Consider the following 24,937-nt stretch of genomic DNA (forward strand, 5'->3'; position numbering starts at 1 on the left):
CAAGCGATGCCGTATAGTGAACCGGTCGGGGGATGTCATCAGCGCAGCAGGTCGGCTCGGACGGAAATCTCCAGCCGCTCGCGCGGTGAGCTATCTCAACCCCTCACGAACTTGTCGGTCCAACCCATGCCGGAGAAGCGGGTTGTCGACCGACGGATCATATTCACAGGGCGCATCCAGCGCCGAGATGCGGTGTCGTCGAGCGAATCTCGCGATGCCTACAAAGGAAGAACATGTACCACAGCACCATCCATACGCCGGGTAGTAGAGCCCGGCCGGCAGGCGTCCGCGCACCGCGGGATGCCGCGCGCCGTCGATCCGTAACCATCCGTGCCCGTGCCCTCGAGATCGTCGGCATCCTCTATCGCTGTGACAGCGATCTCGCTGCGGAGCTGTTGATGCGGCATTCGCAGGAGAACAACATCCGGATCGCCTCCCTGATGGAAGGCTTGGTTGCCGTCGTGGACGGCACCGAGGACGAGATCAGGGCAGGTGAGCAGACGACCCTGGCCTCACACTTCTGGCTTCGGGAGATCCGTCAACTCGGCGAATCGCACCGGCGCAACGATCGCTTCGAGCGGCATGTCGCCGCGATACCGTGCTGAGCTGCGACAATGCGCGCGAACGGCCAGCCGGAATCCCCGCGTCCGGCAGCAGAATCCGAATTGCGTCGACTTCCGGCCTCAGGTGTGCTTGACTGTAGGTGGTCATAGTGTTTTGTGCTGGCGCATCCGTGCGCTCACAAATCCTTAAGTAGTGGGGATGGTTCTCCTCTTCGGGTATCGCTTTCGGCAGTACTGGCCCGGGTCGCTCGAACATCGGCGATTCGTGATCGGCAAAGCAAGAGGAGTACTAAATGGCAACCGGCACGGTGAAGTGGTTCAACGCGGAAAAGGGCTTCGGCTTTATCGCTCCCGAGGATGGCAGCGCGGACGTGTTCGCGCACTACTCGGAGATCCAGGGCGGCGGCTTCCGCAGCCTGGACGAGAACCAGCGTGTGTCGTACGACCTGGGTCAGGGCGCTAAGGGCCCCCAGGCCACGAACATCACCGCGATCTGATCGCGTCTACCCGCTAGGGTAGAAGCAGAACGCAAAGGGCCCCGCTCCGTCAGGAGCGGGGCCCTTTGCCGTTGCAACGGGAGCGGTTGGCCCAGGTCCAGGCGAGGGCCTGCGGGTTGTCCTCGAACTCGAGGCGCCTCCAGAGGTGTCCGGAATAGGCGCGTACCGGGAACGGTTCCGGATATAGTTGAACTTTGAAATATTTTGGAGGTAGCGCATGCAGTTCGGAATCTTCACCGTCGGCGACCTGACCGCGGATCCCACGACTGGCCGGACCCCGACCGAGGCCGAGCGCATCAAGGCGATGGTCGCTATCGCGCAGAAGGCCGACGAGGTAGGCCTGGACGTGTTCGCGACCGGCGAGCACCACAATCCGCCGTTCGTGCCGTCGTCGCCGACGACGATGCTCGGCTACATCGCGGCCCGCACCGAGCGCATCCTGCTTTCGACGGCTACGACGCTGATCACCACCAACGACCCGGTGAAGATCGCCGAGGACTTCGCGATGCTCCAGCACCTCGCCGACGGTCGCGTCGACCTCATGCTCGGCCGCGGTAACACGGGGCCCGTGTACCCGTGGTTCGGTAAGGACATCCGCGAGGGTATCCCGCTCGCGATCGAGAACTACGCACTGCTGCACAGGCTGTGGCGCGAAGATGTCGTCAACTGGGAGGGCCGCTTCCGCACGCCGCTGCAGGCGTTCACCTCGACGCCCCGTCCGCTCGACGGCGTCGCGCCGTTCGTGTGGCACGGCTCGATCCGCAGCCCCGAGATCGCCGAGCAGGCCGCGTACTACGGCGATGGGTTCTTCGCGAACAACATCTTCTGGCCGCGAGACCACTTCGTCCGGCTGGTCGACCTCTACCGCCGTCGCTTCGAGCACTACGGGCACGGCGCGGCCGATCAGGCCATCGTCGGTCTCGGCGGTCAGGTGTTCATGCGCAAGAACTCGCAGGACGCCGTCCGAGAGTTCCGCCCGTACTTCGACAACGCGCCGGTGTACGGACACGGGCCGTCACTGGAGGACTTCACCGAGCAGACGCCGCTGACCGTCGGCAGCCCGCAAGAAGTCATCGACAAGACCCTCTCGTTCCGGGAGAGCTTCGGCGACTACCAGCGTCAGCTGTTCCTGATGGATCACGCCGGTCTGCCGCTGAAGACGGTGCTCGAGCAGCTCGACCTGCTGGGCGAGCAGGTTGTGCCGGTGCTGCGACGCGAGTTCGACGCCCGGCGTCCCGCACACGTCCCCGAGGCGCCCACACACGCGAGCCTGCTGGCCTCGAACCGGGTCGAGGTACTGCCGTGATGAGATTCAGCTTCCGAACAGAGCGCCGAGCGAGGCCAGCGATCCCGTGGGCGTGGGTGTCGGCAGGACGGACGTAGTCAGGACCGACACGGTGTTCGCATCGCGGTTGGTGACGTACACGTACGCGCCGTCCGGAGTGATTGCGATGCCACCCGGCCAGCTGCCGACCGGAATGTCGCCGAGCAACCTGTCGGTCCGGGTGTCGATCACCGAGACCTTGTCGAAGACGAAATCCGTCACGTATACGTATGCACCGTCGGGGGTCACCGCGATCGCGGACCGTCCGTACCCTTCGCTGATCGTCGACGTCAGCTTGCGGGCCGTGAGGTCGATCGTTGAGACGGTGTTGCCTGGATCGTTCGCGGTGTAGGCGCGGGTGCCGTCCGGCGTCAGGGCGATGGCCTGCGGGCGAGCGGAGAGGAAGACCGAGTAGCGCGTGATGTGCGTCGCCGTGTCGATCGCCAGTAGGGTGCCGCTCGCATCGTGGACGACGTACGCCGTGGCGCCGTCCGGACTGATCGCTACGTCCTGGGGTCCGCGGTCGACAGGAATCGTCGCGGTGACGGACCGCGCCGCGATGTCCACGACCGACAGTGTGTTGGCGGACCCACTGGTTGCATAGAGGCGGGTGCCGTCGGGGGACACGGTCACGGCGTTGGCCCCCGAGCCGATCGGAATCGAGGCGGCGACAGTGTCTGTCGCCACGTCGATCACCACAACCGAGGAATCCGTGGATGTGCTGACGTACACCTCACGTCCGCCAGGCGAGATCGCTATGTCGAGGGCCGGACCCGCGACATCGATCGTGGCGAGAATCCTGCGCGATGCGGTGTCGATGGCCGTGACTGTTCCGACGACGTCGTTGGTCACGTAGGCGCGCGTTCCGTCGGGGGTGATTGCGATGCCGTGCGGATAGGAGCCGGCGGGAATGGTCGCGACGACGGCGTCGGCGTGCGCCGGGGCCGGCAGCGCGAGCATCGCCGCGGCCGGCAGGAGCAGGGTGGTTGCGAGAGCTGCGAGACGTCTGCGGGTGGCCGGCCGTGTGGTCGATGGCATAGGTACTCCTTCAGCTGCCGAAGAGGAGTCCGAGGCTGCCGGCGCCGGATCCGGGCGAGGGTGAGGTCGTCAACGGGGTCGGTATCCGCTCGCGCACACCGTCGACCAAATAAGCGGCGCCGTTGTCGATGGTGAGGACGGCCGGGTCGCGGAAGCCGTCGAATCGGAGTGTGATCGGTGTCGCGTTACCTGCCGGGACCCGGCGAATCGCGTCCGCGGCCGGCGGCTGGGTCAGCGAACCGAAGGGGATGGAGATCCAGGGCTCGAGATCGAGGAAGTACACGTCACCGTTGTCCACGGTCAGACCGGCGATCTCGTGCACAGCCTGGAAGGGCAGGATGATCGGAGTTGTTGCACCCGAAGGTAATTCGATCACCCGCTTGCCTGAGGAGTCGGCCACGAAGACGTTGCCGTTCTCCACCGCGAGGTGTCCGGGTCGGCCTATCTCGCCGAAGGGGAGGACGGTCGCGGCCGAATCACCCGGGCGCAGCGCGAGGACCCGACCGTTCCAGGTGTCGGCGACGTACACGGTGCCAGCCTCGACCGCGATCGCTGTCGGGCTCGAGAGTCCTTCGAACGGAAGGGTCTTGGGGGTGGACTCGCCGTCAGCGAGGGCGAGTACGCGGTTGTTGCGAGTGTCTGCGACGTAGACGTTGCCGTTCTCCGTCGCGACGCCAGCTGGTCCGTGCAGCCCCGTGAACGGCAGGGCTATCGGTTCCTCTTCGCCCGCAACAATTTTGATCACCCGGTGGAACTCGATGTCGGCAACGTACAGGTCGTTTCCGTCGACGGCGTACGCGCCACCTTCCAGCGTGGGAAGGAATGGCCTCGACTGCATGGAGCCCATGGCGCGCGGTCCCGGCGGGTAGCCGGTGGGCTCCGCGAACACGGTCCCGGCACTCGCGACGACGAGGCCGACGGCCATCGCCGTGATCGCAAATCCCGCTACGTACTGTCTCGCCGACGCCATCGAATCACCCCTGTTTGTCCGGTTGCGCACCTTCGGGTGGAGCCTAGCGTCAGCAGGAGACAAGAAATGGTGATTTGTCCGGATAGCGGCCCGGGTGCCCCCAACCCGCTGCCGTCACGGGGTACGCGCACACTTACAGCCATGCTCTCCGCCGAAAACCTGTTCACCCTCATGCGTCGGTTCCCCGACGTCGAGGCACCCAACCTGTTCGCCGTCGATGCTGCGGACCGGCTGATTCTCGACGAGGCGGCGGACGCCCTGTCCTCGGCGCCGGCCGGAACCGTGTCCGTGATCGGCGACCACTACGGCGCCCTCACGCTCGGTGCCGCGGTGCGGTTCGGCGCAACCGGGATCCGCTCGTACCAGGATCCGCTCACCGGTGAACGTGCGCTCGCGAACAATGCATCGGCCGTCGAGCTGACAGACTGTTACCGGTCGTGTGGGCTGGGGGAGGAATTGCTGACCGGCGCCCGCGTCGTCCTGCTGCAACTGCCGCGCAGTCTCGACGAACTCGACGAGATCGCCGACGCGATCGCGCGGTACGCCGACCCCGGCGTGGTCGTGTTCGCGGGCGGGCGCGACAAGCACATCACCCCGACGATGAATGAGGTGCTGGCGCGGTCCTTCGTCAACGTACGTGCCAGCCGTGGCCGACAGAAGTCGCGTGCGCTGATCGCTGACACGCCGCGGCAGATTCCGACGGATGCACGCTTCCCGATTTCCGAGTACCTCGACGAATTGGACCTCGACGTCTTCGCACACGGCGCCGTCTTCGCCGGTACGAAGCTGGACATCGGCACCCGGTACCTGCTCGAGTTCCTGCCACGCGCAATGCCCGATGCGCGAACCGCTGTCGATCTGGGTTGCGGTACCGGAATCCTGGCAGTCGCGCTCGCATCGTGGCGCCCCGGACTCGAGGTCATTGCGACCGATCAGTCGGCTGCTGCCGTTTCGTCGGCGGAGGCGACGGCCCGTGCGGCGGGCGTCGGGGATCGGGTGCGGGGGCTACGCGACGACGCCATGGCATCGATTCCGGATGCCAGCGTCGACCTGATCGTCTGCAATCCGCCGTTCCATGTCGGCGCCGCGGTACACACCGGCGCGGCGACCAAGATGTTCGCCGCGGCCGGTCGGGTGCTGCGCCCCGGCGGCGAGATGTGGACGGTGTTCAATTCGCATCTCGAACACAAGAGCGCACTGTCGCGCGCGGTGGGGCCAACCGAGCTGATCGCGCGCAACCCGAAGTTCTCCGTCACGCGGTCCGTCCGCACGCGGTAGGGGTCTCACTACTCGACTGGGCCGCCTCCGGACGGGTCTCCGTCGATCTGGCCGCGGTGGCGTCCGAGATCCTCGACGATGACGCCGTCGACGATTTCGGCGCTCTGGAGCTCGGCTGGGTCCTCGCGTTCCTCACCGGACGGTGGCGTGTCGGGCTCTTCCTCGGCGAGGCGCTGGTCGAGAGTTTCACCCGCCTCGGCCTCCCTCAGTGTGGTGCCGAAGCGGTCTGCCTCGCTCCACTCGTCCGGCGCGTCGACGACGTCGTCGCCGTCGGCGTTGCGTACCTCGTCCGAATCGAGGCTCTCGCTCACATCCAGTGTCTGGTCGGATCCCTCTTCTGTTCCCATGAACCTATTCTGTGCTGATTGATCGAATCTGGCGATACGGTTGAGTGGGTCCGTGTCTGGCAGAGGTCGGTATACCCCCGGTAGAGTCCGAAATGTCTGACTCAGGGCGGGTATGGGAACTTCCCGCGTGGTGTGGGACGTTCTATGGACAACGAAGCTCGGATTCATCCGGCAGATTCTGTGCTCGACAGCGCACAGAACCACCTCAGAAGGGATGTGCACGGTGCGCACCACCAGCAACCCGGTGTTCCGCAACCTGCCCAAGCAGGAAGGCGGCGGTTACGCCACGTTCGGATCTGCGCCGGCTGGTGCCGCGCAGGCCACACAGGAGTACGGCCAGCCGTACCAGGCTCCGGAGCAGTACAAGACCGACCAGCGGGCCATGACGATCGATGACGTGGTCACCAAGACGGCGATCACGCTCGGTGTCCTGTCCGTGGCCGCGATCATCTCCTACTTCCTGGTCGACGGGAACACGGATCTGGCCGCGCCGTTCGTCATCGGCGGCGGCCTCATCGGCTTCGTCCTGGTGATGGTGGCCTCTTTCGGCCGCAAGATGGACAACCCGGCGATCGTGCTCGCCTACGCGGCCTGTGAGGGTGTGTTCCTCGGTGCGCTGTCGTTCATGTTCACCTCTGTCGAATTCGGCGGCGTCGGCGGCTCGGCTCTGATCGGACAGGCCGTGCTCGGCACGTTCGGCGTGTTCTTCGGCATGCTGGTCGTCTACAAGACCGGCGCCATCCGCGTCACCCCGCGCCTGACCCGCATGATCATCGGCGGCCTCATCGGCGTCCTGGTCCTGATGATCGGCAACCTGGTTGCGAGCTTCTTCACCGACGGCGGCTTCGGTCTCCGCGACGGTGGCGCCGTCGCCATCATCTTCAGCCTCGTCTGCATCGGCCTCGCCGCGTTCAGCTTCCTGCTGGACTTCGACGCCGCCGATCAGCTGATCCGCGCCCAGGCGCCGGAGAGGGCGGCATGGGGCGTCGCGCTCGGTCTCACCGTCACCCTGGTGTGGCTGTACGTCGAGATCCTGCGCCTGCTGAGCTACTTCCGGGACTAGATCTTCAGCACTGCCTCACGAACGGGCGGTTACTGCGACAACGGCCGAGAGCCGGACGCAGTAACCGCCCGTCGTCATATGGGTGCACCGGCCTCACGGAGCTTCTCGCGCACTCGAGTGACGAGGGTGCCGGGCCGGTTGTAAAGGAGTTCGGAACCCACCCGGACCACCGTGAACCCGAGCTTCTCGATCCGCGCGGCTCGCTCGATGTCCCAGGCACGCTGGCGGCGGTCGGTCCAATGATGTTCCCCGTCGTACTCCACCAGCACGGACCAGCGGCGCCAGCCCATGTCCGCCCACGCGAACTCCCGTCCGTATGCGACGAGCGGGACCTGTGTCTCGGGTCGCGGCAGTCCTGCGTCGACGATTACGAGTCGGGTGTGAGTCTCGGGCGGCGATTCGGAGCCGGCGTCGACATCGGGGAGATAGCGCCGAAGCCGGACCGCCCCTGGCGTACGCGGGTGACGCTTGGCGATCAGTTCGATGTCCTCGACGGAGAGTCCACTGTTCCGGCACAGGTCGTCGAGTGCGCTGATCGCATCTCGCCGAGGCAGACGTCGGCCGAGATCGAAGGCGGCGCGGGCGGGGGTCGCGACACACATGCCGTCGACGGTGCAGACCTCGTCGGCGTCGAGGTGGCAGTTGTGGATCAGCAAGCCTGCCGGTGCTCGCCTGTGCCCGTGGCAGATCACTTCGGCAGGTGCCGTGGTGTCGATCCATCGGGCTCCGTGCAGCGCGGCCGCGGAGTATCCGGTGAGCACTGTGGCGGACCCGGCGAAGATCCATGCGGCCTGCGCGCGGACTCGCGGCGTGACGGCTGTACCTCTGGGAACGTAGACGTCCCGGTAGATGCGGGTGAAGTCGTGGCGGAGGTGATGAACGGTCACGGTGCCGTCGGCTACGGCCCGCGATCCTCGGAACGGCTGCATCCGGCCAGCATGGCGAAGTCGCGCGCCGTCGGACAGCCCCAACCTGCGGGTTGTGGATAACCTCCGCAACGACGTCGGGCGGTTACTGCGACAACGGCCGAGAGCCGATCGCAGTAACCGCCCGACGTGCGGCGAGTGTCAGTGGCTGATCAGCTCAGACGCTCGAGCACCATCGCCATACCCTGGCCGCCGCCGACGCACATGGTCTCGACACCGAACTGCTTGTCGTGGGTCTGCAGGTTGTTGAGCAGCGTCGCGGTGATGCGGGCGCCGGTCATGCCGAACGGGTGGCCGACGGCGATGGCGCCACCGGAGACGTTCAGCTTGTCCTCGTCGATCTCGAGCTCGCGAGCCGAGCCGAGGACCTGCACCGCGAATGCCTCGTTGATCTCGAACAGGTCGATGTCACTGACCGACTTGCCGGCGATAGCGAGGGCGCGCTTGGTGGCCTCGATCGGGCCCAGGCCCATGATCTCGGGGGACAGGCCGGAGACGCCGGTGGAAACGACCCGAGCCAGCGGGGTCAGGCCCAGCTCCTTGGCCTTCGTGTCGCTCATGATGACCAGCGCGGCAGCGCCGTCGTTGAGCGGGCAGCAGTTGCCGGCGTTGACGGTGCCATCGGGACGGAACACCGGCTTGAGCTGGCTGACGGCCTCGTAGGTGACGCCGGCGCGCGGGCCGTCGTCGGTGGAGACGACGGTGCCGTCGGCGAGGGTGACCGGGGTGATCTCCCGCTCGAAGAAGCCGGCCTTGATGGCCTCCTCGGCACGGTTCTGCGAGCGGACGCCCCAGCGGTCCTGGTCTTCGCGGGAGATGCCGGTCAGCTGCGCGACGTTCTCGGCGGTCTGGCCCATCGCGATGTACGCGTCGGGGACGATGTCGTTCTCGCGGGGATCGCTCCACTTGACGCCGCCCTGCGCGGCGACGGCGGTGCGCTCCATGGCCTCGGCGAAGAACGGGTTCTTCGTGTCGGGCAGCGAGTCCGAGTTGCCGGCGGCGAAGCTCGACACCGATTCGACACCCGCGGAGATGAACACGTCACCCTCGCCGGCCTTGATCGCGTGCAACGCCATGCGAGTGGTCTGCAACGACGACGAGCAGTAGCGGGTGATCGTGGTGCCGGGCAGGCTGTCGTAGCCGAGCTTGATGGCGACGATGCGCGCCATGTTGAAGCCGGCCTTGCCGCCGGGGAGGCCGCAGCCGAGCATCAGGTCGTTGATCTCGGTGGGATCGAGTTCGGGAACCTTCGCCAGAGCGGCGGCGATCATCTGCGCGGCGAGGTCGTCCGGGCGCATGCTTGCCAGGGAGCCCTTCACGGCGCGGCCGATGGGCGAGCGGGCAACGGAGACAATGACTGCCTCGGGCATGGAAACTCCTTCGTACGATTGGTCTCTTCGACCATGAACTTACGTTGCCGGGGCCGTGTTACTGCGAGGCCGCCTCGAATCGGTGGCCAGTGCCCCGCCCTGACACTGTATTTTGCGACGCTCGTGGCCTATGAGCTGGGTAAATGTCCGCGGATCTGGAACGCGTTCGGCACGGTGCAGCGACGACTGTCCGCGTTGCTGCAGAGAAGCCGAGGACCAGGTCTCGACCCCTTCACGGCGCATGTCCGAATACCATCTGGAACCATGGGGGCATGCGCATCGCGGATCATGTCGTCGATCTCATCGGCAACACCCCTCTGGTCAAGCTCTCCTCGGTAGTCGGCCCGGGTTCGGGACTGGTCGCGGCCAAAGTCGAGTACCTCAATCCCGGCGGCAGCTCCAAGGACCGCATCGCGGTCAAGATGATCGACGCCGCGGAGGCGTCGGGCGAGCTGAAGCCCGGCGGCACCATCGTCGAGCCCACGTCCGGCAATACCGGCGTCGGCCTCGCACTGGTCGCGCAGAAGCGTGGCTACAAGTGTGTGTTCGTCTGCCCCGACAAGGTCTCGGAGGACAAGCGCAACGTGCTGCGCGCGTACGGCGCCGAGGTCGTGGTGTGCCCCACCGCGGTCGCCCCCGAGCACCCGGACAGCTACTACAACGTCTCCGACCGCCTCGTGCAGGAGATCCCCGGCGCCTGGAAGCCCAACCAGTACTCCAACCCGGGCGGCCCCGACAGCCACTACGAGACCACCGGGCCCGAGATCTGGCGGGACACCGAGGGCAAGGTGACGCACTTCGTCGCGGGCGTCGGCACCGGCGGCACCATCACCGGCACCGGCCGCTACCTCAAGGAGGTCTCGGGCGGCAAGGTCAAGGTCATCGGCGCGGACCCGGAGGGTTCGGTGTACTCGGGCGGCACCGGACGGCCGTACTTGGTGGAGGGTGTCGGCGAGGATTTCTGGCCGACCGCCTACGACCCGTCGATCCCGGACGAGATCATCGCCGTCTCCGACGCCGACTCGTTCGAGATGACCCGACGCCTCGCCCGCGAGGAGGGCTTGCTGGTCGGCGGCTCCTGCGGCATGGCCGTCGTCGCCGCGCTCAAGGTTGCCGAGCGCGAGGGCCCGGATGCCGTCGTCGTCGTGCTACTGCCCGATGGTGGCCGCGGCTACCTGTCGAAGATCTTCAACGACGAGTGGATGTCGTCGTACGGTTTCCTGCGCAGTCGTCTCGACGGCACCACCGGTGAGCAGACCGTCGGCGACGTGCTGCGTGGCAAGTCCGGTGAGCTGCCGGATCTGGTGCACACTCACCCGTCGGAGACGTTGCGCGATGCGATCGAGATCCTGCGCGAGTACGGCGTCTCGCAGATGCCGGTTGTCGGTGCGGAGCCTCCCGTCATGGCCGGTGAGGTCGCGGGCAGCGTGTCGGAGCGCGACCTGCTCAGTGCCGTCTTCGAGGGCCGCGCAGCCCTCGCCGATCCGGTCGAAAAGCACATGAGCAAGCCGTTCCCGCTGATCGGCGCGGGCGAGCCGGTGTCCTCGGCTACCAAGGCGCTCGGCGACACCGACGCGCTGATGGTGGTCGACGACGGCAAGCCCGTCGGCGTCATCACCCGCCACGACCTGCTCGGGTTCCTCAGCGCGGGAGCCTGATCTTCGGGTCGCTAGGCTGGTCGCCATGAGTGAGCAGGGATTCTCCAACGGTTTCTCCACCAGGGCCATCCACGCCGGTTACGAGCCGGATCCGCAGACCGGCGCGGTCAACGTGCCGATTTACGCCAGTTCCACGTTTGCGCAGGACGGTGTCGGCGGCATGCGCGGTGGCTTCGAGTACGCGCGCACGGGCAACCCGACGCGTCGTCCGCTCGAGGCCAACCTCGCGGCGCTCGAATCGGGCACGTTCGGACGGGCGTTCGGCTCGGGCATGGCCGCGACGGACTGCGTGCTGCGGTCGCTGCTGCGCCCCGGCGACCACCTGGTGATTCCCAACGATGCCTACGGCGGCACGTTCCGGCTCATCGACAAGGTGTTCACGCAGTGGGGGATCGAATACACCCCCGCTGCGGTATCCGATGTCGACGCCGTTCGTGCCGCGATCCGCCCGAACACCAAGCTGGTGTGGGTCGAGACCCCGACCAACCCGCTGCTCAACATCGGTGACATCGCCGCGATCTCCGAGGTGGCGCACGCGGCTGGCGCAAAGATGTTGGTGGACAACACGTTTGCCTCGCCGTATCTGCAGCAGCCACTGCAGTTGGGCGCCGACATCGCGCTGCACTCGACCACCAAGTACATCGGCGGGCACTCCGACGTGGTGGGCGGCGCGCTGGTCACCGCCGACGAGGAACTCGACACCATGTTTGCGTTCCTGCAGAACGGTGCCGGTGCGGTGCCCGGTCCGTTCGACGCGTTCCTGACGATGCGCGGCATCAAGACCCTCGCACTGCGCATGGAACGGCACAGCGACAACGCCGAGAAGGTCGTCGACCTGCTCACCGGGCACGCCGCGATCTCACACGTCATCTACCCGGGCCTCGAGTCCCACCCCGGCCACGCGGTGGCGTCGAAGCAGATGCGACGATTCGGCGGCATGATCTCGGTGCGGTTGAAGGGTGGTAAGCAGGCCGCGCTCGACTTCTGCTCACGCACGCAGATCTTCACGCTCGCCGAGTCGCTCGGCGGCGTCGAGTCGCTCATCGAGCACCCCGGTGCGATGACGCACGCGTCGACTGCCGGTTCCGCGCTCGAGGTCCCTGCGGATCTGGTGCGCCTGTCCGTCGGTATCGAGGATGCCTCCGATCTGCTCGCCGACGTCGAGCAGGCTCTGGGCTGATCCACTCGCGATTCGCGCACTTACCGGAGCACTCGCATAACGGTAAGTGCGCGAACGGCGGCAGTTTTACCGAAATCCTGTCCAATCGAGCTCAATCCGACCCCGTGTTGACGGTTTGCCCGTTACCGTGAGTTCCCGGAACAAAGCTCGAGTCCAGGAGCGGTGAATGTCATTGGATCCCGCGGCCATCATCGTGGCCATCACTGCGGCAGCGAGTGCGGCAATTCAGGGAACCGACGTTCCGCCCCCGGTGAAAGATCAAGCCGCCGAGGTCATCGCGGGCATCGATCAGGCAGCGCCCGGAGCAGGCGAGCAAGTCAACAGTCTCCTGTCGCTGCTGCCACAGGATGTGCGGCCGCAGGCCGAGCGGGCCGTGGTCGACTTCACGTCCGCGATCCCCGGGGTGCAGCAGCCCACGACGGGTCCTCTCGCCGATACCGTTTCGCAGCCGGAGCCCGCACCTATTCCCGCGCCGATGCCGGCCCCGGTCGGCCTGCCGGCGGCTCCCGTCTCGGCGCCGACCCTTGCGATTCCCGGAATCGGCGGTATCACGCTGCCTTCGTTGCCGGCGATCCTGCCGAATACCAATCTGGGACAGGTGGGTTCGATTGCGGTGTTCGCGCCGTGGTTACGCAAGGCCGGTGAGATCTGCGACGGTGTCAAAGCACCCACCCTGGCGGCACTCTTCTCCGTCGAGAACGACTTCCGTTACGGCCCCGGTGCACCGGTGTCTCTTGCCGGTGGGCGTGGTCCGGGCAAGTTCATGCCGAGTGAGTGGGCGAAGTACGGCAAGGACGCCGATGGTGACGGCAATGCCGACATCCTCGGTGTTGCCGATTCGGTGATGGCGGCTGGAAACATGCTGTGCGACAACTACGCGCAGGTCGACGGGTGGAAGAAGGATGGCCTGGTCCAGGGCGACACCCTCGATCTCGCGCTCGCGGCGTTCAACTCCGGAGCTCGCGCCGTGCGCAAGGCGGGAGGCGTTCCGTCCGGCGTCGACGACGCCGCAGACCAGAGCGGGCCCTATGCGCAGAAGATCCGCGCATCGGAGGGACAGTTCGAGCAGTTGCTGTCGCCGTTCGCGAACTTCAACCTGGACCTCAACCTCCCGACGACGGGCATCGGCGGCGCCGCCGTGCAGCTCGCGATGCGGTACCTGGGTCTTCCGTACGTATGGGGCGGTGGCAACATCAGTGGACCGTCGATGGGCGGCTTCGACTGCTCGGGTCTGACGTCGTTCGCGGTGTTCGCGGCGACGGGCGGCAAGGTGACGCTACCGCGTACGTCGGAGACGCAGTGGGGTGTCGGCACCGAGATCCCGATGGCCGCGGCGCAGCCCGGCGACCTGGTGTTCGGCAACTGGCAGGCCGGTGGTCCCGGACACGTCGGCATCTACATGGGTAACGGCATGATGGTCCATGCTCCGACGTTCGGCGACGTCGTCAAGGTCGGCCCGATCTTCGACGGCATGAAGGCGCGCCGGGTGATGTGACTCGGTGCTTCGCAGCGCGCGGCGATGCATCCGACAGTCGTATTCGAGACCTGAACGAAGAACCCCGGTTCGAGCGGAGGCTCGAACCGGGGTTCGGTGTCTCAGGTGTCCTGATCAGGCGTGGTACGGCTCCGCGCTGATGAGGGTGACCTTCATCAGGCTGCCGTTGGGCAGGTTGTACTCGCGGGTCTCGCCGACCTTCGCTTCGAGCAGCGCACCGCCGAGCGGGGAGTTCGGGGAGTAGACCTCGAGCTTGTTGTCCCGGGCGCCCTCTTCGCGGGTTGCGATGAGAAAGGTCTCGGTATCGGACTCGTCACCGTCGTAGTAGACCTTGACGACGGAGCCGGGCAGTGCGATGCCGGACTGGGTGGGCGCCTCGCCGACCTTCGCGTTGTTCAGCAGCTCCTGCAGCTGGCGGATGCGTGCCTCCTGCTGGCCCTGCTCCTCGCGGGCGGCATGGTAACCACCGTTCTCCTTGAGGTCGCCCTCTTCGCGACGCTCGTTGATCTCGGCGGCAATGACCGGACGATTGGCGATGAGCTGGTCGAGCTCATTCTTGAGCCTGTCGTGAGACTCCTGAGTAAGCCAGGTCACCTGGGTCTCGGTCATTCTCGATCACTCCCTTGTAGTTGAAGTCCGGTTATGGACTCCCTCGGCAGACCGCTGCGAACAGCAGCGATCAACGGGCAGGCCGGCTCTAGTCCGTGGCGAATATCCCCCGGGTACGCCCACCGCGTGAGCAGACTCGTCCTGCCGTCAATGCAGCAATACACGGCTCCAAGGCGGAACCGTGTATCGATCCATTTTAGCACGAGCGGGGTTTTCGGCCGTTCGGATCGAAGACCGGTCGGTCGGGTACTCAGCCCGCCTGAAGGTACGCGGGAACGTCCATGCTGCATCCGTACAGATCGCCCATCGCGGGTGGCTTCGATGCGTGAACGGGAGCAGTGATCTCGACGGTCTGGGAGGCCGACGGCGCGACGTAGACCTCGCGACGGCCGGTTTCGGAACCGTCCTTGGACCGGGTCCGGATGATGCATACCGCGGCCTCGGACGGGTCCTCCCGTGTCACGGTGAACTGGATGTTCATCGTCTGAAGGTCCACGATGTCGAATGCGACCTGTTTGCCCTCGACGTCCTTGACCGAGAACTTGGTGTACCCGAGGTAGGCGATGCCGATTCCCGCCAGCACGACGATACCGGTGAGCACCCATTTGCCCCAGTTCCGGCTGCGGGACGCTGTGGGCGTGGACCCGTAACGATCGGCGGGAGGCGTGCTGTTCATCACTCTGCTCTCGGGTGGTACGGCACCGTCGGTATCGCCGTCAGCCACGAGTGGCGGGGGTACGACAGACGGTCGTCTGTGTCAGGTGGAACTATAGGGGAAGGAAGACGGCGCGCCGTGGGTGGTAGCGGTCGACCATTCAAGGTGACACGCCACGCCGGTGACATGCGAAGCTGAGGTGAAGATACACGTGAGTGGATTGCGACTCATGGCCGTTCATGCCCATCCGGATGACGAGTCGAGTAAGGGTGCCGCGACGACGGCTCGCTACGCAGCAGAGGGCAACGAGGTGCTCGTCGTGACGCTGACGGGCGGCGAGCGCGGCGACATTCTCAACCCGGCGATGGATGTGCCGGGTATCCGGGATCGGATGACCGAGGTGCGCCGGGAGGAGATGGCGGAGGCCGCGCGGATCCTCGGGGTGCAGCAGACGTGGCTCGGTTTCGTCGACTCCGGCCTGCCTGAGGGTGACCCCAAGCCGCCGCTGCCCGAGGGTTGTTTCGCGCTGGTACCGCTCGAGCTGCCGACCGAGGCTCTGGTCAAGGTGATCCGCGAGTTTCGTCCGCACGTGATGACCACGTATGACGAGAACGGCGGCTATCCGCACCCCGATCACATCCGCTGTCACGAGGTGTCGATGGCGGCATATGAGGCGGCCGCGGATCCGGAGCAGTTCCCCGACGCCGGCGAGCCCTGGGCGGTGCAGAAGGTCTACTACTCGCACGGTTTCATCAGGAAGCGCCTGCTCCAGTTCCAGGAGGAGTACGAACGCCGCGGGGAGGAGTTCCCGATGGCCGACTGGCTCAAGAAGTGGAAGACCGAGCAGGGTGATCTGATGGCGCGGGTGACGACGCAGATCGAGTGCGGCGACTACTTCCCGCAGCGCGACGACGCCCTGCGGGCGCACGCGACTCAGATCGACCCCAACGGATCGTTCTTCGCGGTGCCGCTGGATATCCAGCAGAAGATCTGGCCGACCGAGGAGTTCGAGCTGGCCAAGACCCGGGTGAGCACCGCAATCCCGGAGAACGACCTTTTCGCGGGCATTGTGGAGGATGAGCAGTAGTGATGACGACGTTGGCCTGGGAGTTCCTCGCGCAGGGCACCAGCACTCCCAGTAACCCGTCGGGGCCGGAGTTCGGTAAGGCGTCGCCCTTCGGGCTCGTGCTGATCATCGCGTTGCTCATCGGTACCGTTCTCCTGGTCCGCTCGATGAACAAGCAGCTCAAGAAGCTCCCCGATACGTTCGAGCCCGAGCACCCCGAGGCTGACCAGGCTGCGGACGAGGGCACCGATCGTGGCGCGGCGCCCGGCGGGTCCTCCCAGCGAGAGCAGGATCCGTCAGCCAAGCACGATCCGCCGACGAAGCCCACGAGCTAGGGCCGTCGTGACAGCGGGGGCGCGCGATCGCAACACGCTCGACGACGCGACCAGCCCGTATCTGCGTCAGCACGCCGAGAACCCGGTGCACTGGCAGCAGTGGGGTCCGGACGCACTGGGCTGGGCGCGCGAGCGCAACGTGCCGGTTCTGTTGTCGATCGGTTACGCGGCCTGCCACTGGTGCCATGTCATGGCACACGAGTCGTTCGAGGACCCGGCGACCGCGGCCCTGATGAACGAGCATTTCGTCTGTATCAAGGTCGACCGAGAGGAACGACCGGATCTGGACGCGGTCTATATGAACGCGACCGTCGCGATGACCGGCCAGGGCGGTTGGCCGATGACGTGCTTCCTCACACCTGACGGCGCGCCCTTCTACTGCGGCACCTACTATCCGACGGCCCCACGCGGCGGGATGCCGTCATTCACAGAACTTCTGCACGCCATCGCCGACACATGGCGCAGTCGGCGCGGGGCCGTCGACGACGCCGCGGCATCCGTTGTCGCAGAGCTGCGGCGTAGCAGCGGAGCCCTGCCCGCCGGAGCTGCGCCGGTTGACGCCGCACTGCTCTCCGGCGCCGTCGCGGCGGTGCTGCGCGACGAGGACCGTGAGCACGGTGGATTCGGTGGCGCACCCAAGTTTCCGCCGTCGATGCTGATGGAGGGCTTACTGCGCTCGTACGAGCGGACCGGCGCCGAGCCGGTGCTCCGTGCCGTCGAGCGCACTGCCTCGGCGATGGCCCGCGGTGGCATCTACGATCAGCTCGGCGGCGGCTTCGCCCGCTACGCGGTGGACGCCGGTTGGGTGGTCCCGCACTTCGAGAAGATGCTCTACGACAACGCGCTCCTGCTGCGCGTGTACGCACACCTGGCGCGGCGGACGGGGTCCGTCCTGGCCCTGCGTGTCGCGGAGGAGACGGTGGAGTTCCTGCTGCGCGATCTGCGCACGGCCGCAGGGGCGTTCGCGTCCGCGCTCGACGCCGATACCGACGGCGAGGAGGGTCTCACCTACTCCTGGACGCCGCGGCAGCTGTCGGAGGTGCTCGACACCGATGATGCCGCGTGGGCCGCGGACGTGTTCTCGGTGACCGACGACGGCACGTTCGAAGGCGGCAGCTCGGTGCTGCAGCTGCTCGCCGAGCCCGTGGCGCCCGAGCGCCTCGCCCGGGTGCGGACGCGACTGTTCGCTGCTCGCAGCCGACGCCCGCAGCCCGGACGCGACGACAAGGTCGTCACCGCGTGGAACGGGTTGGCTGTCACCGCCCTGGCGGAGGCTGGCGCCGCCCTCGACCGTCCGGAGTGGATTCGGGCTGCCGAGGAGTGCGCCCGTGTCGTGCTCGCGACGCATCTGGTGGACGGCCGATTGCGCCGCGCGTCGCTTGACGGGGTGGTGGGGGAGCCGGCGGGCGTGCTCGAGGACTACGCGACGCTCGCAACCGGACTGCTCACTCTTCACCAGGTGACCGGACAAGCACCGTGGCTCGAGGCTGCCACCGGGCTGTTGGACACAGCGCTCGTGCACTTCGCCGATCCGGACGAGGCAGGCAGCTGGTTCGACACGTCCGACGACGCGGAGACGCTGGTGACCCGTCCGCGCGATCCGCTCGACGGTGCTACGCCGTCAGGTGCGTCGAGCATCACCGAGGCGCTGCTTACTGCGGCTGCACTGACCGATATCGAGTGCGCGTCGAAGTACGCTGGTGCGGCCGCGGATTCGTTGGCCCGTGCGGCTGTGGTGCTGCAGCGGGCACCGCGTTCGGCAGGACACTGGCTCGCGATCGCGGAGGCGTCGGTGCGCGGGCCCATTCAGATCGCGGTGGTGGAGAATGCGCCGTCGCAACTGTCGGCGGCGGCGAGGCGCCTGGCGCCGGGTGGTGCTGTCGTGGTGGCGGGTCCGGTCGATTCTGCTGCACTGCTGGCAGATCGGCCACAGATCGATGGTGTGCCGACGGCTTACGTCTGCCGTGGATCGGTGTGCGACCGGCCGGTCACGGCCGTGGCCGGACTGCGGGAGCTCATCGAGAGGCGCTGAACCGGGCTGGTCTGCGGAAACGACACGGTCGCCGCAACCTCAGATCGAAAGTTGCGGCGACCGTGTGAACCAGTCTCGTACACAGGCCCTTCGCGGATCCTCCGAAGAAGCTCTATGTGCTGGCGTCACGCTTCAGCTGAGCGCGAGCGTGGTGAAGTCGATCAGGTTCTGGAACGACTTCAGGAGTCCGGCGCCGAGAGCGTCCACGCTCATGACGGGGATCCTGATCAGATCAACGAGGGAACCCATATTTCTACCTCCTGGTGGCGCAGATCCGTACAGGCTCTGCGGGACGTATGTGAGTTTGGCTAACGCGACGCCACATGTCGGCGCACCGACATGATGCCAGGTGTCAGAGCGCGCTGCTGGTGATGATGCCGCCGATCCAGTCGAAGATGGTGGTGATCATGTCCCCGGCGATTTCGATCGACGTGACGTACTCGAAGATGGCTTCGAACGAGCCCATGTGCCCTCCCGATTGATGTACGGCGACGCGGGAAAGTCTGCCGGACTACCGACAACTGCCCGTGCGCCTGGCTTCCTCACGACTGAGTCTCGTGATTGCACGGACATTACCAGAATGATCGGTCGCCTTTGGTGGTGAATCCGATTCCGTACCGCTGGTTGTGCGGGTGGTGCATGCGACAGCACTCCGCCGCCCGGATTCGGCAGGTTGGCGAACAATGCTTGGGACAATTGTCGATATTCGATCCGGGCGGGCGCCTCCCGGCCGCGGAGATTTTCAACCCGAGTTCAATTCTTCCCTATGCGATCGAATGCAGATTCCGTGTGAGGATCGCTCGTGCTCGAACGGCTGGTGTCGGTGGGAGGTGGGAGTGTCACATTGCCTCGACGGGGGAATTCCGTGTCGAATTTCTGAATCGCCAATCATATTCCATCGCAAAGGGTTTGGGAACAGATTCCGGCGACCGGATCGGCGTCAATTAAGCGAACATTTGATTTGGTTCTGGCATGTTTGCCCACGGGGTCCATCGCGGAGTAGCTCGAGTCGTAGCGATCGGGACAATTTCCGCCCCGCGGCGCTCGGATATGTCGCGGCACTATCCGAACACGACGAGGCACACCGCGATGAAGTGGCAGGTGGCCGCGATCGCGGTGGCGGCGTGGAAGAACTCGTGATGTCCGAAGGTCTGCGGCCAGGGGTTGGGCCACTTGGTGGCGTACAGGACGGCTCCGACGCTGTAGAGCACGCCGCCTACGGCGAGGAGGACGAGGGCGAGGATGCCTGCCGCATCCGCCAGTTTGCCCGCGACCGGGACGATCGCCCAGCCGAGTAGGAGATAGAGCGGGACACCGACCCAGCGAGGGGCGGTGGGCCACAGCATCTTCAGGGCGATGCCGGCGAGCGCGCCGCCCCACACGACCGTCAGCAGGATCGCACCGGTGCGCGGCGGAAGGGCCAGGAGTGCGAATGGTGTGTAACTTCCGGCGATGAACAGGAAGATCATCGAATGGTCGGCACGTTTCATCCACGTGCGCGCCCGAACGGTGTGCCAGTGGATGCGGTGGTAGGTGGCGCTGACGGCGAACAGTCCACAGACCGTGATGCCGTAGATCAGTGTCGCGAGTCCGGCTCGCGGGGACACCTTCGCGTACGCGAGCGACACCAGCACTGCGCTCGCGAGGATCGCGACCACCAGAGACCACAGGTGGATCCAGCCGCGCATTCGCGGCTTCACCGGGAGATCGTCGAGCCCGAGTGCCGTCATATCGTGCCCCTGTCGTTCGTTCCGGCTGGTAAACCAGCTGACCACCAAACCTACGCAACCGTAACCTACGGTTAAGTAGCTACTGTATCCGCGCCGGACCTTCCGTCGGCGACACTAGGACTGCCGTCGCGGGCACGTCGAGTTCACGGCGTAGTGTTTCCTCCCGTGGTGATGTCCAGGTGAAGTTGCGCGGCCTGCTGTACAGCATCTACGAGCGACGGCTCTTACGCCGTCTCGACGGTTTGCAGCATCCGCGCCATGTGGCGGTGATGTGCGATGGCAATCGTCGGTGGGCGCGAGAGAACGGTTTCACCGATGTCAGCCACGGCCATCGCATGGGTGCCCGCAAGATCGCTGAGTTACTTCGCTGGTGCGACGCGGCAGGGATCGAGATGGCAACCATCTACCTGCTCTCCACCGAGAATCTGCGCCGGGAACCCGAAGAGCTCGACACACTCCTCGACATCATCACCGATGTCGTAGAGGAGATCTCGGCGCCCGGTCAGAACTGGAGTGTGAAGATCGTCGGCACCCTCGACCTGCTGCCGGAGGATCAGGCCCGCCGACTGCGTGAGGCCGCCGCGGGCACACGGGGGCGCACTGGTACACACGTCAACGTCGCGGTCGGCTACGGCGGACGGCAGGAGATCGCCGACGCCGTCCAATCGCTGCTGCGGGACAAGTTGAGTGAGGGGCTCACCGGCGAGGAGCTGGTGAAAGCGATGAGCGTCGAGGGTATCGACAGTCATCTGTACACATCCGGTCAGCCCGATCCGGATCTGGTGATCCGGACGTCGGGGGAGCAGCGGCTGTCGGGATTCCTGCTGTGGCAGAGCGCCTACTCGGAGATCTGGTTCACCGAGGCGTACTGGCCCGAGTTCCGCCGCGTGGACTTCCTGCGCGCACTGCGCGACTACGCCGCTCGGCACCGCCGGTTCGGGGCCTGAAGCTCCGTCGGTTCGACGGTGCCGAGCGGCGCATCATCTACAGCTTGCGCAGCCGCAACCGGTTGATGGTGTGGTCGCTGTCCTTGCGAAGAACGAGAGTCGCGCGCGGACGGGTCGGCAGGATGTTCTCCACCAGGTTGGGGCGGTTTATCGAGTTCCAGATGTCCTCGGCCGCCAGCGTCGCGTGCTCATCGGACAGCGCCGAGTAGTGATGGAAGTGCGCGTTCGGATCGGTGAACGACGTCTTCCGCAGGGCGAGAAAACGTTTGATGTACCACGCCTCGATGTCCTCGATGCGGGCGTCGACGTAGATGGAGAAGTCGAACAGGTCCGACACCATCAGCCGTGGGCCGGTCTGCAGCACGTTGAGGCCCTCGATGATGAGGATGTCCGGCTGTCGTACCAGGTGATATTGCCCCGGGACCACGTCGTAGGAGTTGTGTGAGTAAACCGGCGCAGCTACTTCCTCCGCGCCGGACTTGACCTCGGTGACGAACCGGAGCAGCTTGCGACGGTCGTAGCTCTCGGGAAAACCCTTGCGGTGCATGAGGCCGCGGCGGGTCAGCTCGGCGGAGGGGTAGAGGAACCCGTCGGTGGTGACCAGATCGACACGCGGGTGGTGCTCCCACCGGGCCAGCAGTGCCTGCAGGACGCGGGCTGTAGTCGACTTGCCGACTGCGACGCTGCCGGCGACGCCGATCACGAACGGCACCTGACGGTCGGGGTGCTTGTCCCCGAGGAATGTTGCGGTGGCGGCGAACAATCGCTGGCGGGCGGCGACCTGGAGATGAATCAGACGTGCGAGTGGCAGGTAGACCTCGGCGACCTCGTCGAGGTCGATCTGCTCACCGAGACCGCGCAGCCCGACGAGCTCTTCCTCGGTGAGGACGAGCGGCGTCGACTTGCGAAGCTTCCGCCACTGCTTACGGTCGAATTCGACGTAGGGGCTCGATTCGCTCACCCGTGCCATCGGCGCACCTCTCGGAAGAGCGTCGCCGACCGCGGTCGGTGTATGCGCGTGCTGGGGGGAGGCAGGTGCATGCCGCAAATTGTGCTCGTAGCCACACACCGTCGATCCGCCGGGTCCGACTCGGTCCGAAACCGGCTAATGTCGGCGCGCATGGAGCCGGATACGTTGGTACGTGAATACCTCCTGCTGGGTCTGCGTTTCGACCGCCTGGAAGAGGGATTCGTCGACGCGTACACGGGCGATCCGGCACTACGCCGCGAGGTCGAGAACGAGCCCCGGCCGGACCCGCGCGCACTCGTCAGCGATGCCCGTGCGCTGCGAGCTGAACTTCCTTCCGCGGGATTGAGGGAAGATCGGACGAGGTTCCTCGACGCGCACCTGACGGCGTTGGAGTGCTCGGCACGCAAGTTCGCCGGAGACGACATCGGCTTCGTCGACGAGGTGGCCGCGTACTTCGACGTCCGCATCGCACCCGGAGACGAGGATGTCTACCGGGCGGCGCACCGCCGGATGGATGCCGTGCTGCCCGGTTCGGGCACCCTCGCCGAACGCATGGAGGCGCACCGTGCGGCCGACCGGATCCCCCCGGATCGGTTGCGGGACTGTGTCGAGGCGTTCAACAGCGCGCTCCGCGACCGCGTCCGCGCCGAGTACACGCTGCCGGACACCGAGCAGGTCGACTACGAGGTAGTCGGCGACAAGCCGTGGTCCGGGTTCAACTACTACCTGGGCGGCTACCGGTCCACGGTCGCGATCAACTCCGATCTCGACCAGCACATGTCGAGCCTGCCGCGGTTGATCGCACACGAGTCGTATCCCGGCCACCACACCGAGCACTGTCGTAAGGAGGCGGGGCTCGTCGGCGCCGGGCAGCTCGAGCAGACGCTGTTCGTGGTCAACACCCCGCAGTGCCTCATGGCGGAAGGTCTCGCGGACCTGGCGCTGGAGTCGGTCGTCGGGGCAACCGGCTGGGGAAGGTGGGCACAGGAGATCTACGCCGACCTGGGCCTGCGGTTCGACGGCGACCGGGCCGAGGAGCTGTCGGCGGCGTCGACCGGGCTGCTGTCGGTTCGCCAGGACGCGGCGCTCCTGCTGCACGACCGCGGCGCGAGCGTCGACGATGTCGCAGCGTTCCTGCAGCGCTGGGCGCTGTCGAGTCCCGAGCGGGCACGGCAGAGCCTGCGCTTCCTGTCGTCGCCGCTGTGGCGGGCCTACATCAGCACATATGTCGAGGGCTACCGCCTGCTGGGCGACTGGCTGGCGCAGGCGCCGGTCGGTCCCGAACGGTCCGAGCGGTTCCGTCGGCTGCTGGACGAGCCGCTCACGCCAGGCGCACTGCGGGACGATCTGGCGAGCGCCGACGGAGCCGCCTAGAGGCCTTGCCCGGCTCGTCCTTAGACTGGGGGCGATACTTCCGCAATCCAGCCTGGAGATTCGCTGATGACTGCTGTGCCTGCCACCGACGTGAACACCGCGTCCCTCGCCGAACTGGACCCCGAGGTCGCCACCGCGATGGCGGGTGAGTTGTCGCGTCAGCGTGACACCCTCGAGATGATCGCGTCGGAGAACTTCGTTCCCCGCGCGGTCCTCGAGGCCCAGGGCAGCGTGCTCACCAACAAGTACGCCGAGGGCTACCCGGGACGCCGCTACTACGGTGGCTGCGAGTTCGTCGACGTCGTCGAGAACCTCGCCAAGGAACGCGCCTGCGCAGTGTTCGGCGCCGAATTCGCGAACGTGCAGCCGCACGCCGGCGCGCAGGCCAACGCCGCGGTGCTGATGGCGCTGATGAACCCGGGCGAGAAGCTGATGGGCATGGACCTCGCCCACGGCGGTCACCTCACGCACGGCATGAAGCTGAACTTCTCGGGCAAGCTGTACGAGGTCGCGTCGTACGGCGTCCGTGAGGACACCCACGTCGTCGACATGGACCAGGTCCGCGAGACCGCGATGCGGGAGAAGCCGCAGGTCCTCATCGCCGGCTGGTCCGCGTACCCCCGTCACCTCGACTTCGCGGCGTTCCGTTCGATCGCCGACGAGATCGGCGCCAAGCTGTGGGTCGACATGGCGCACTTCGCCGGTCTGGTCGCCGCGGGTCTGCACCCGTCGCCGGTCCCGCACGCGGACGTCGTCTCCACCACCGTCCACAAGACCCTCGGTGGCCCGCGTTCGGGCATGATCCTGGCCAAGAAGGAATGGGCGAAGAAGCTCAACTCCTCGGTGTTCCCCGGCCAGCAGGGCGGCCCGCTCATGCACGCGATCGCCGCGAAGGCCGTCGCCATGAAGATCGCCGGCACCGACGTGTTCAAGGCTCGCCAGGAGCGCACCCTCGCCGGTTCGAAGATCCTCGCCGAGCGTCTCGGTGGCGCCGACGTCGCCGGCAACGGCATCTCGGTCCTCACCGGTGGCACCGACGTCCACCTGGTGCTGGTCGACCTGCGTCACTCGCAGCTCGACGGCCAGCAGGGTGAGGATCTGCTCCACGAGATCGGCATCACCGTCAACCGCAACGCGGTGCCGTTCGACCCGCGTCCGCCGATGAACCCGTCGGGCCTGCGCATCGGTACCCCGGCCCTGGCCACCCGCGGCTTCGGCGACGCCGAGTTCACCGAGGTCGCCGACATCATCGCGACCGCGCTCGCCAACGGCGCCGACGCGGACGTGCCGGCCCTGCGTGCCCGCGTCTCCAAGCTGGCCCAGGACTTCCCGCTGTACGACGGCCTCGAGGACTGGGGCCTGCTGCCCAAGGCCTGATCGTTTCGACGCCTGACCGGCCCGCGCCCTCACGGGGGTGCGGGCCGTTTCGGTTGTGGGGGCGGTGTTGGAGTGGTGTTCACTCGACACGCCGTGCGCATGTACTGCGCGCGGGGCCGGTCGGGCGTAGCGT

At 66.4% G+C, this 24,937-nt stretch carries 23 protein-coding genes; 14 read left to right on the forward strand and 9 right to left on the reverse strand.

The window, feature by feature from the left end; genetic code table 11:
* Positions 1-233: 233 nt before the first annotated feature.
* The 3 genes from ERC79_RS18170 (at position 234) to ERC79_RS18180 (ending at position 2,366) form a co-directional block, all read left to right on the forward strand.
* A complete protein-coding gene (locus ERC79_RS18170; protein WP_131579806.1) occupies positions 234-605 on the forward strand; it encodes an antar domain protein in 372 nt (123 codons plus the stop codon).
* 251 nt (positions 606-856) lie between these two features.
* Positions 857-1,060, forward strand: coding sequence for a cold-shock protein (locus ERC79_RS18175; RefSeq protein ID WP_031940008.1), 204 nt, complete (start codon positions 857-859; stop codon positions 1,058-1,060).
* A 217-nt stretch (positions 1,061-1,277) separates the two neighbouring features.
* Positions 1,278-2,366 carry an LLM class flavin-dependent oxidoreductase gene (locus tag ERC79_RS18180; RefSeq protein WP_131579807.1) on the forward strand — a complete coding sequence of 363 codons (1,089 nt, stop codon included), beginning with the start codon at positions 1,278-1,280 and terminating at the stop codon, positions 2,364-2,366.
* Between the two features lie 6 nt (positions 2,367-2,372).
* On the opposite strand, the gene ERC79_RS18185 is transcribed toward ERC79_RS18180, so the two are convergent.
* Entirely contained in the window at positions 2,373-3,422 is a 1,050-nt protein-coding gene (locus tag ERC79_RS18185; protein ID WP_131579808.1) for a beta-propeller fold lactonase family protein, read from the reverse strand.
* A gap of 10 nt (positions 3,423-3,432) precedes the next feature.
* Complete coding sequence (locus ERC79_RS18190) at positions 3,433-4,392, reverse strand: hypothetical protein (RefSeq protein ID WP_131579809.1); 960 nt, start codon at positions 4,390-4,392, stop codon at positions 3,433-3,435.
* A 141-nt stretch (positions 4,393-4,533) separates the two neighbouring features.
* Between ERC79_RS18190 and ERC79_RS18195 the strand changes: the two genes are divergently transcribed.
* On the forward strand, positions 4,534-5,670 hold the full coding sequence (locus ERC79_RS18195) for a methyltransferase (protein ID WP_131579810.1): 1,137 nt from the start codon (positions 4,534-4,536) through the stop codon (positions 5,668-5,670).
* Positions 5,671-5,678: 8 nt separating this feature from the next.
* On the opposite strand, the gene ERC79_RS18200 is transcribed toward ERC79_RS18195, so the two are convergent.
* Positions 5,679-6,017, reverse strand: coding sequence for a hypothetical protein (locus ERC79_RS18200; RefSeq protein WP_131579811.1), 339 nt, complete (start codon positions 6,015-6,017; stop codon positions 5,679-5,681).
* 223 nt (positions 6,018-6,240) lie between these two features.
* Between ERC79_RS18200 and ERC79_RS18205 the strand changes: the two genes are divergently transcribed.
* Positions 6,241-7,080 (forward strand): Bax inhibitor-1/YccA family protein, encoded by an 840-nt coding sequence (locus ERC79_RS18205; protein ID WP_207390362.1) that lies wholly within the window; start codon positions 6,241-6,243, stop codon positions 7,078-7,080.
* A 74-nt stretch (positions 7,081-7,154) separates the two neighbouring features.
* Here the strand turns inward: ERC79_RS18205 and ERC79_RS18210 are convergent, their stop codons facing one another.
* Positions 7,155-8,009, reverse strand: coding sequence for a DUF559 domain-containing protein (locus ERC79_RS18210; RefSeq protein ID WP_131579813.1), 855 nt, complete (start codon positions 8,007-8,009; stop codon positions 7,155-7,157).
* A gap of 149 nt (positions 8,010-8,158) precedes the next feature.
* Positions 8,159-9,376, reverse strand: a complete 1,218-nt coding sequence (locus tag ERC79_RS18215) for an acetyl-CoA C-acetyltransferase (RefSeq protein ID WP_131579814.1) — start codon at positions 9,374-9,376, stop codon at positions 8,159-8,161.
* A gap of 272 nt (positions 9,377-9,648) precedes the next feature.
* On the opposite strand from ERC79_RS18215, the gene ERC79_RS18220 reads away from it, so the two are divergent.
* The 3 genes from ERC79_RS18220 to ERC79_RS18230 all read left to right on the forward strand — a co-directional run bounded on the left by ERC79_RS18220 (position 9,649) and on the right by ERC79_RS18230 (position 13,709).
* Positions 9,649-11,034: a cystathionine beta-synthase gene (locus ERC79_RS18220; protein WP_131579815.1), complete on the forward strand. Its 1,386-nt coding sequence runs from the start codon at positions 9,649-9,651 to the stop codon at positions 11,032-11,034.
* 25 nt (positions 11,035-11,059) lie between these two features.
* Positions 11,060-12,214, forward strand: a complete 1,155-nt coding sequence (locus ERC79_RS18225) for a cystathionine gamma-synthase (protein ID WP_131579816.1) — start codon at positions 11,060-11,062, stop codon at positions 12,212-12,214.
* 166 nt (positions 12,215-12,380) lie between these two features.
* Positions 12,381-13,709: a bifunctional lytic transglycosylase/C40 family peptidase gene (locus tag ERC79_RS18230; RefSeq protein ID WP_131579817.1), complete on the forward strand. Its 1,329-nt coding sequence runs from the start codon at positions 12,381-12,383 to the stop codon at positions 13,707-13,709.
* 114 nt (positions 13,710-13,823) lie between these two features.
* Here ERC79_RS18230 and greA read toward each other — a convergent pair whose 3' ends face one another.
* Together greA and ERC79_RS18240 are read right to left on the reverse strand one after the other, a co-directional pair.
* A complete protein-coding gene (greA, locus tag ERC79_RS18235; protein ID WP_131579818.1) occupies positions 13,824-14,318 on the reverse strand; it encodes a transcription elongation factor GreA in 495 nt (164 codons plus the stop codon).
* 250 nt (positions 14,319-14,568) lie between these two features.
* Positions 14,569-14,994, reverse strand: coding sequence for a DUF4307 domain-containing protein (locus ERC79_RS18240; protein ID WP_131579819.1), 426 nt, complete (start codon positions 14,992-14,994; stop codon positions 14,569-14,571).
* A gap of 190 nt (positions 14,995-15,184) precedes the next feature.
* Between ERC79_RS18240 and mca the strand changes: the two genes are divergently transcribed.
* Genes mca through ERC79_RS18255 form a run of 3 tightly spaced genes read left to right on the forward strand, consistent with a single transcriptional unit; the run spans position 15,185 to position 18,406 of the window.
* On the forward strand, positions 15,185-16,060 hold the full coding sequence (gene mca / locus ERC79_RS18245; RefSeq protein WP_131579820.1) for a mycothiol conjugate amidase Mca: 876 nt from the start codon (positions 15,185-15,187) through the stop codon (positions 16,058-16,060).
* A gap of 2 nt (positions 16,061-16,062) precedes the next feature.
* Positions 16,063-16,374 (forward strand): hypothetical protein, encoded by a 312-nt coding sequence (locus ERC79_RS18250; protein ID WP_131579821.1) that lies wholly within the window; start codon positions 16,063-16,065, stop codon positions 16,372-16,374.
* 7 nt (positions 16,375-16,381) lie between these two features.
* Entirely contained in the window at positions 16,382-18,406 is a 2,025-nt protein-coding gene (locus ERC79_RS18255; RefSeq protein ID WP_131579822.1) for a thioredoxin domain-containing protein, read from the forward strand.
* Between the two features lie 1,061 nt (positions 18,407-19,467).
* On the opposite strand, the gene ERC79_RS18260 is transcribed toward ERC79_RS18255, so the two are convergent.
* On the reverse strand, positions 19,468-20,136 hold the full coding sequence (locus ERC79_RS18260; RefSeq protein WP_131579823.1) for a hemolysin III family protein: 669 nt from the start codon (positions 20,134-20,136) through the stop codon (positions 19,468-19,470).
* 179 nt (positions 20,137-20,315) lie between these two features.
* Here ERC79_RS18260 and ERC79_RS18265 point away from each other — a divergent pair, with 179 nt between their 5' ends.
* The gene (locus ERC79_RS18265) at positions 20,316-21,083 is read left to right on the forward strand and encodes an isoprenyl transferase (RefSeq protein WP_131579824.1); all 768 of its coding nucleotides are present in this window, start codon (positions 20,316-20,318) and stop codon (positions 21,081-21,083) included.
* Between the two features lie 37 nt (positions 21,084-21,120).
* On the opposite strand, the gene coaA is transcribed toward ERC79_RS18265, so the two are convergent.
* On the reverse strand, positions 21,121-22,053 hold the full coding sequence (gene coaA, locus ERC79_RS18270; protein WP_131579825.1) for a type I pantothenate kinase: 933 nt from the start codon (positions 22,051-22,053) through the stop codon (positions 21,121-21,123).
* 150 nt (positions 22,054-22,203) lie between these two features.
* Between coaA and ERC79_RS18275 the strand changes: the two genes are divergently transcribed.
* Together ERC79_RS18275 and glyA are read left to right on the forward strand one after the other, a co-directional pair.
* Positions 22,204-23,427, forward strand: a complete 1,224-nt coding sequence (locus ERC79_RS18275) for a DUF885 domain-containing protein (RefSeq protein ID WP_131579826.1) — start codon at positions 22,204-22,206, stop codon at positions 23,425-23,427.
* A gap of 66 nt (positions 23,428-23,493) precedes the next feature.
* Positions 23,494-24,804, forward strand: coding sequence for a serine hydroxymethyltransferase (gene glyA, locus ERC79_RS18280; protein ID WP_131579827.1), 1,311 nt, complete (start codon positions 23,494-23,496; stop codon positions 24,802-24,804).
* Positions 24,805-24,937 lie beyond the last annotated feature (133 nt).

Source organism: Rhodococcus sp. ABRD24, assembly GCF_004328705.1.
Classification (GTDB): domain Bacteria; phylum Actinomycetota; class Actinomycetes; order Mycobacteriales; family Mycobacteriaceae; genus Prescottella.

Excerpts from the sequence above, each read along its gene's own strand:
- ERC79_RS18170 (WP_131579806.1), top strand. The coding sequence starts at position 234 with ATGTACCACAGCACCATCCATACGCCGGGTAGTAGAGCCCGGCCGGCA.
- ERC79_RS18175 (WP_031940008.1), top strand. The coding sequence starts at position 857 with ATGGCAACCGGCACGGTGAAGTGGTTCAACGCGGAAAAGGGCTTCGGC.
- ERC79_RS18180 (WP_131579807.1), top strand. The coding sequence starts at position 1,278 with ATGCAGTTCGGAATCTTCACCGTCGGCGACCTGACCGCGGATCCCACG.
- ERC79_RS18185 (WP_131579808.1), bottom strand. The coding sequence starts at position 3,422 with ATGCCATCGACCACACGGCCGGCCACCCGCAGACGTCTCGCAGCTCTC.
- ERC79_RS18190 (WP_131579809.1), bottom strand. The coding sequence starts at position 4,392 with ATGGCGTCGGCGAGACAGTACGTAGCGGGATTTGCGATCACGGCGATG.
- ERC79_RS18195 (WP_131579810.1), top strand. The coding sequence starts at position 4,534 with ATGCTCTCCGCCGAAAACCTGTTCACCCTCATGCGTCGGTTCCCCGAC.
- ERC79_RS18200 (WP_131579811.1), bottom strand. The coding sequence starts at position 6,017 with ATGGGAACAGAAGAGGGATCCGACCAGACACTGGATGTGAGCGAGAGC.
- ERC79_RS18210 (WP_131579813.1), bottom strand. The coding sequence starts at position 8,009 with ATGCAGCCGTTCCGAGGATCGCGGGCCGTAGCCGACGGCACCGTGACC.
- ERC79_RS18215 (WP_131579814.1), bottom strand. The coding sequence starts at position 9,376 with ATGCCCGAGGCAGTCATTGTCTCCGTTGCCCGCTCGCCCATCGGCCGC.
- ERC79_RS18220 (WP_131579815.1), top strand. The coding sequence starts at position 9,649 with ATGCGCATCGCGGATCATGTCGTCGATCTCATCGGCAACACCCCTCTG.
- ERC79_RS18225 (WP_131579816.1), top strand. The coding sequence starts at position 11,060 with ATGAGTGAGCAGGGATTCTCCAACGGTTTCTCCACCAGGGCCATCCAC.
- ERC79_RS18230 (WP_131579817.1), top strand. The coding sequence starts at position 12,381 with ATGTCATTGGATCCCGCGGCCATCATCGTGGCCATCACTGCGGCAGCG.
- greA (WP_131579818.1), bottom strand. The coding sequence starts at position 14,318 with ATGACCGAGACCCAGGTGACCTGGCTTACTCAGGAGTCTCACGACAGG.
- ERC79_RS18240 (WP_131579819.1), bottom strand. The coding sequence starts at position 14,994 with ATGAACAGCACGCCTCCCGCCGATCGTTACGGGTCCACGCCCACAGCG.
- ERC79_RS18250 (WP_131579821.1), top strand. The coding sequence starts at position 16,063 with ATGACGACGTTGGCCTGGGAGTTCCTCGCGCAGGGCACCAGCACTCCC.
- ERC79_RS18260 (WP_131579823.1), bottom strand. The coding sequence starts at position 20,136 with ATGACGGCACTCGGGCTCGACGATCTCCCGGTGAAGCCGCGAATGCGC.
- coaA (WP_131579825.1), bottom strand. The coding sequence starts at position 22,053 with ATGGCACGGGTGAGCGAATCGAGCCCCTACGTCGAATTCGACCGTAAG.
- ERC79_RS18275 (WP_131579826.1), top strand. The coding sequence starts at position 22,204 with ATGGAGCCGGATACGTTGGTACGTGAATACCTCCTGCTGGGTCTGCGT.
- glyA (WP_131579827.1), top strand. The coding sequence starts at position 23,494 with ATGACTGCTGTGCCTGCCACCGACGTGAACACCGCGTCCCTCGCCGAA.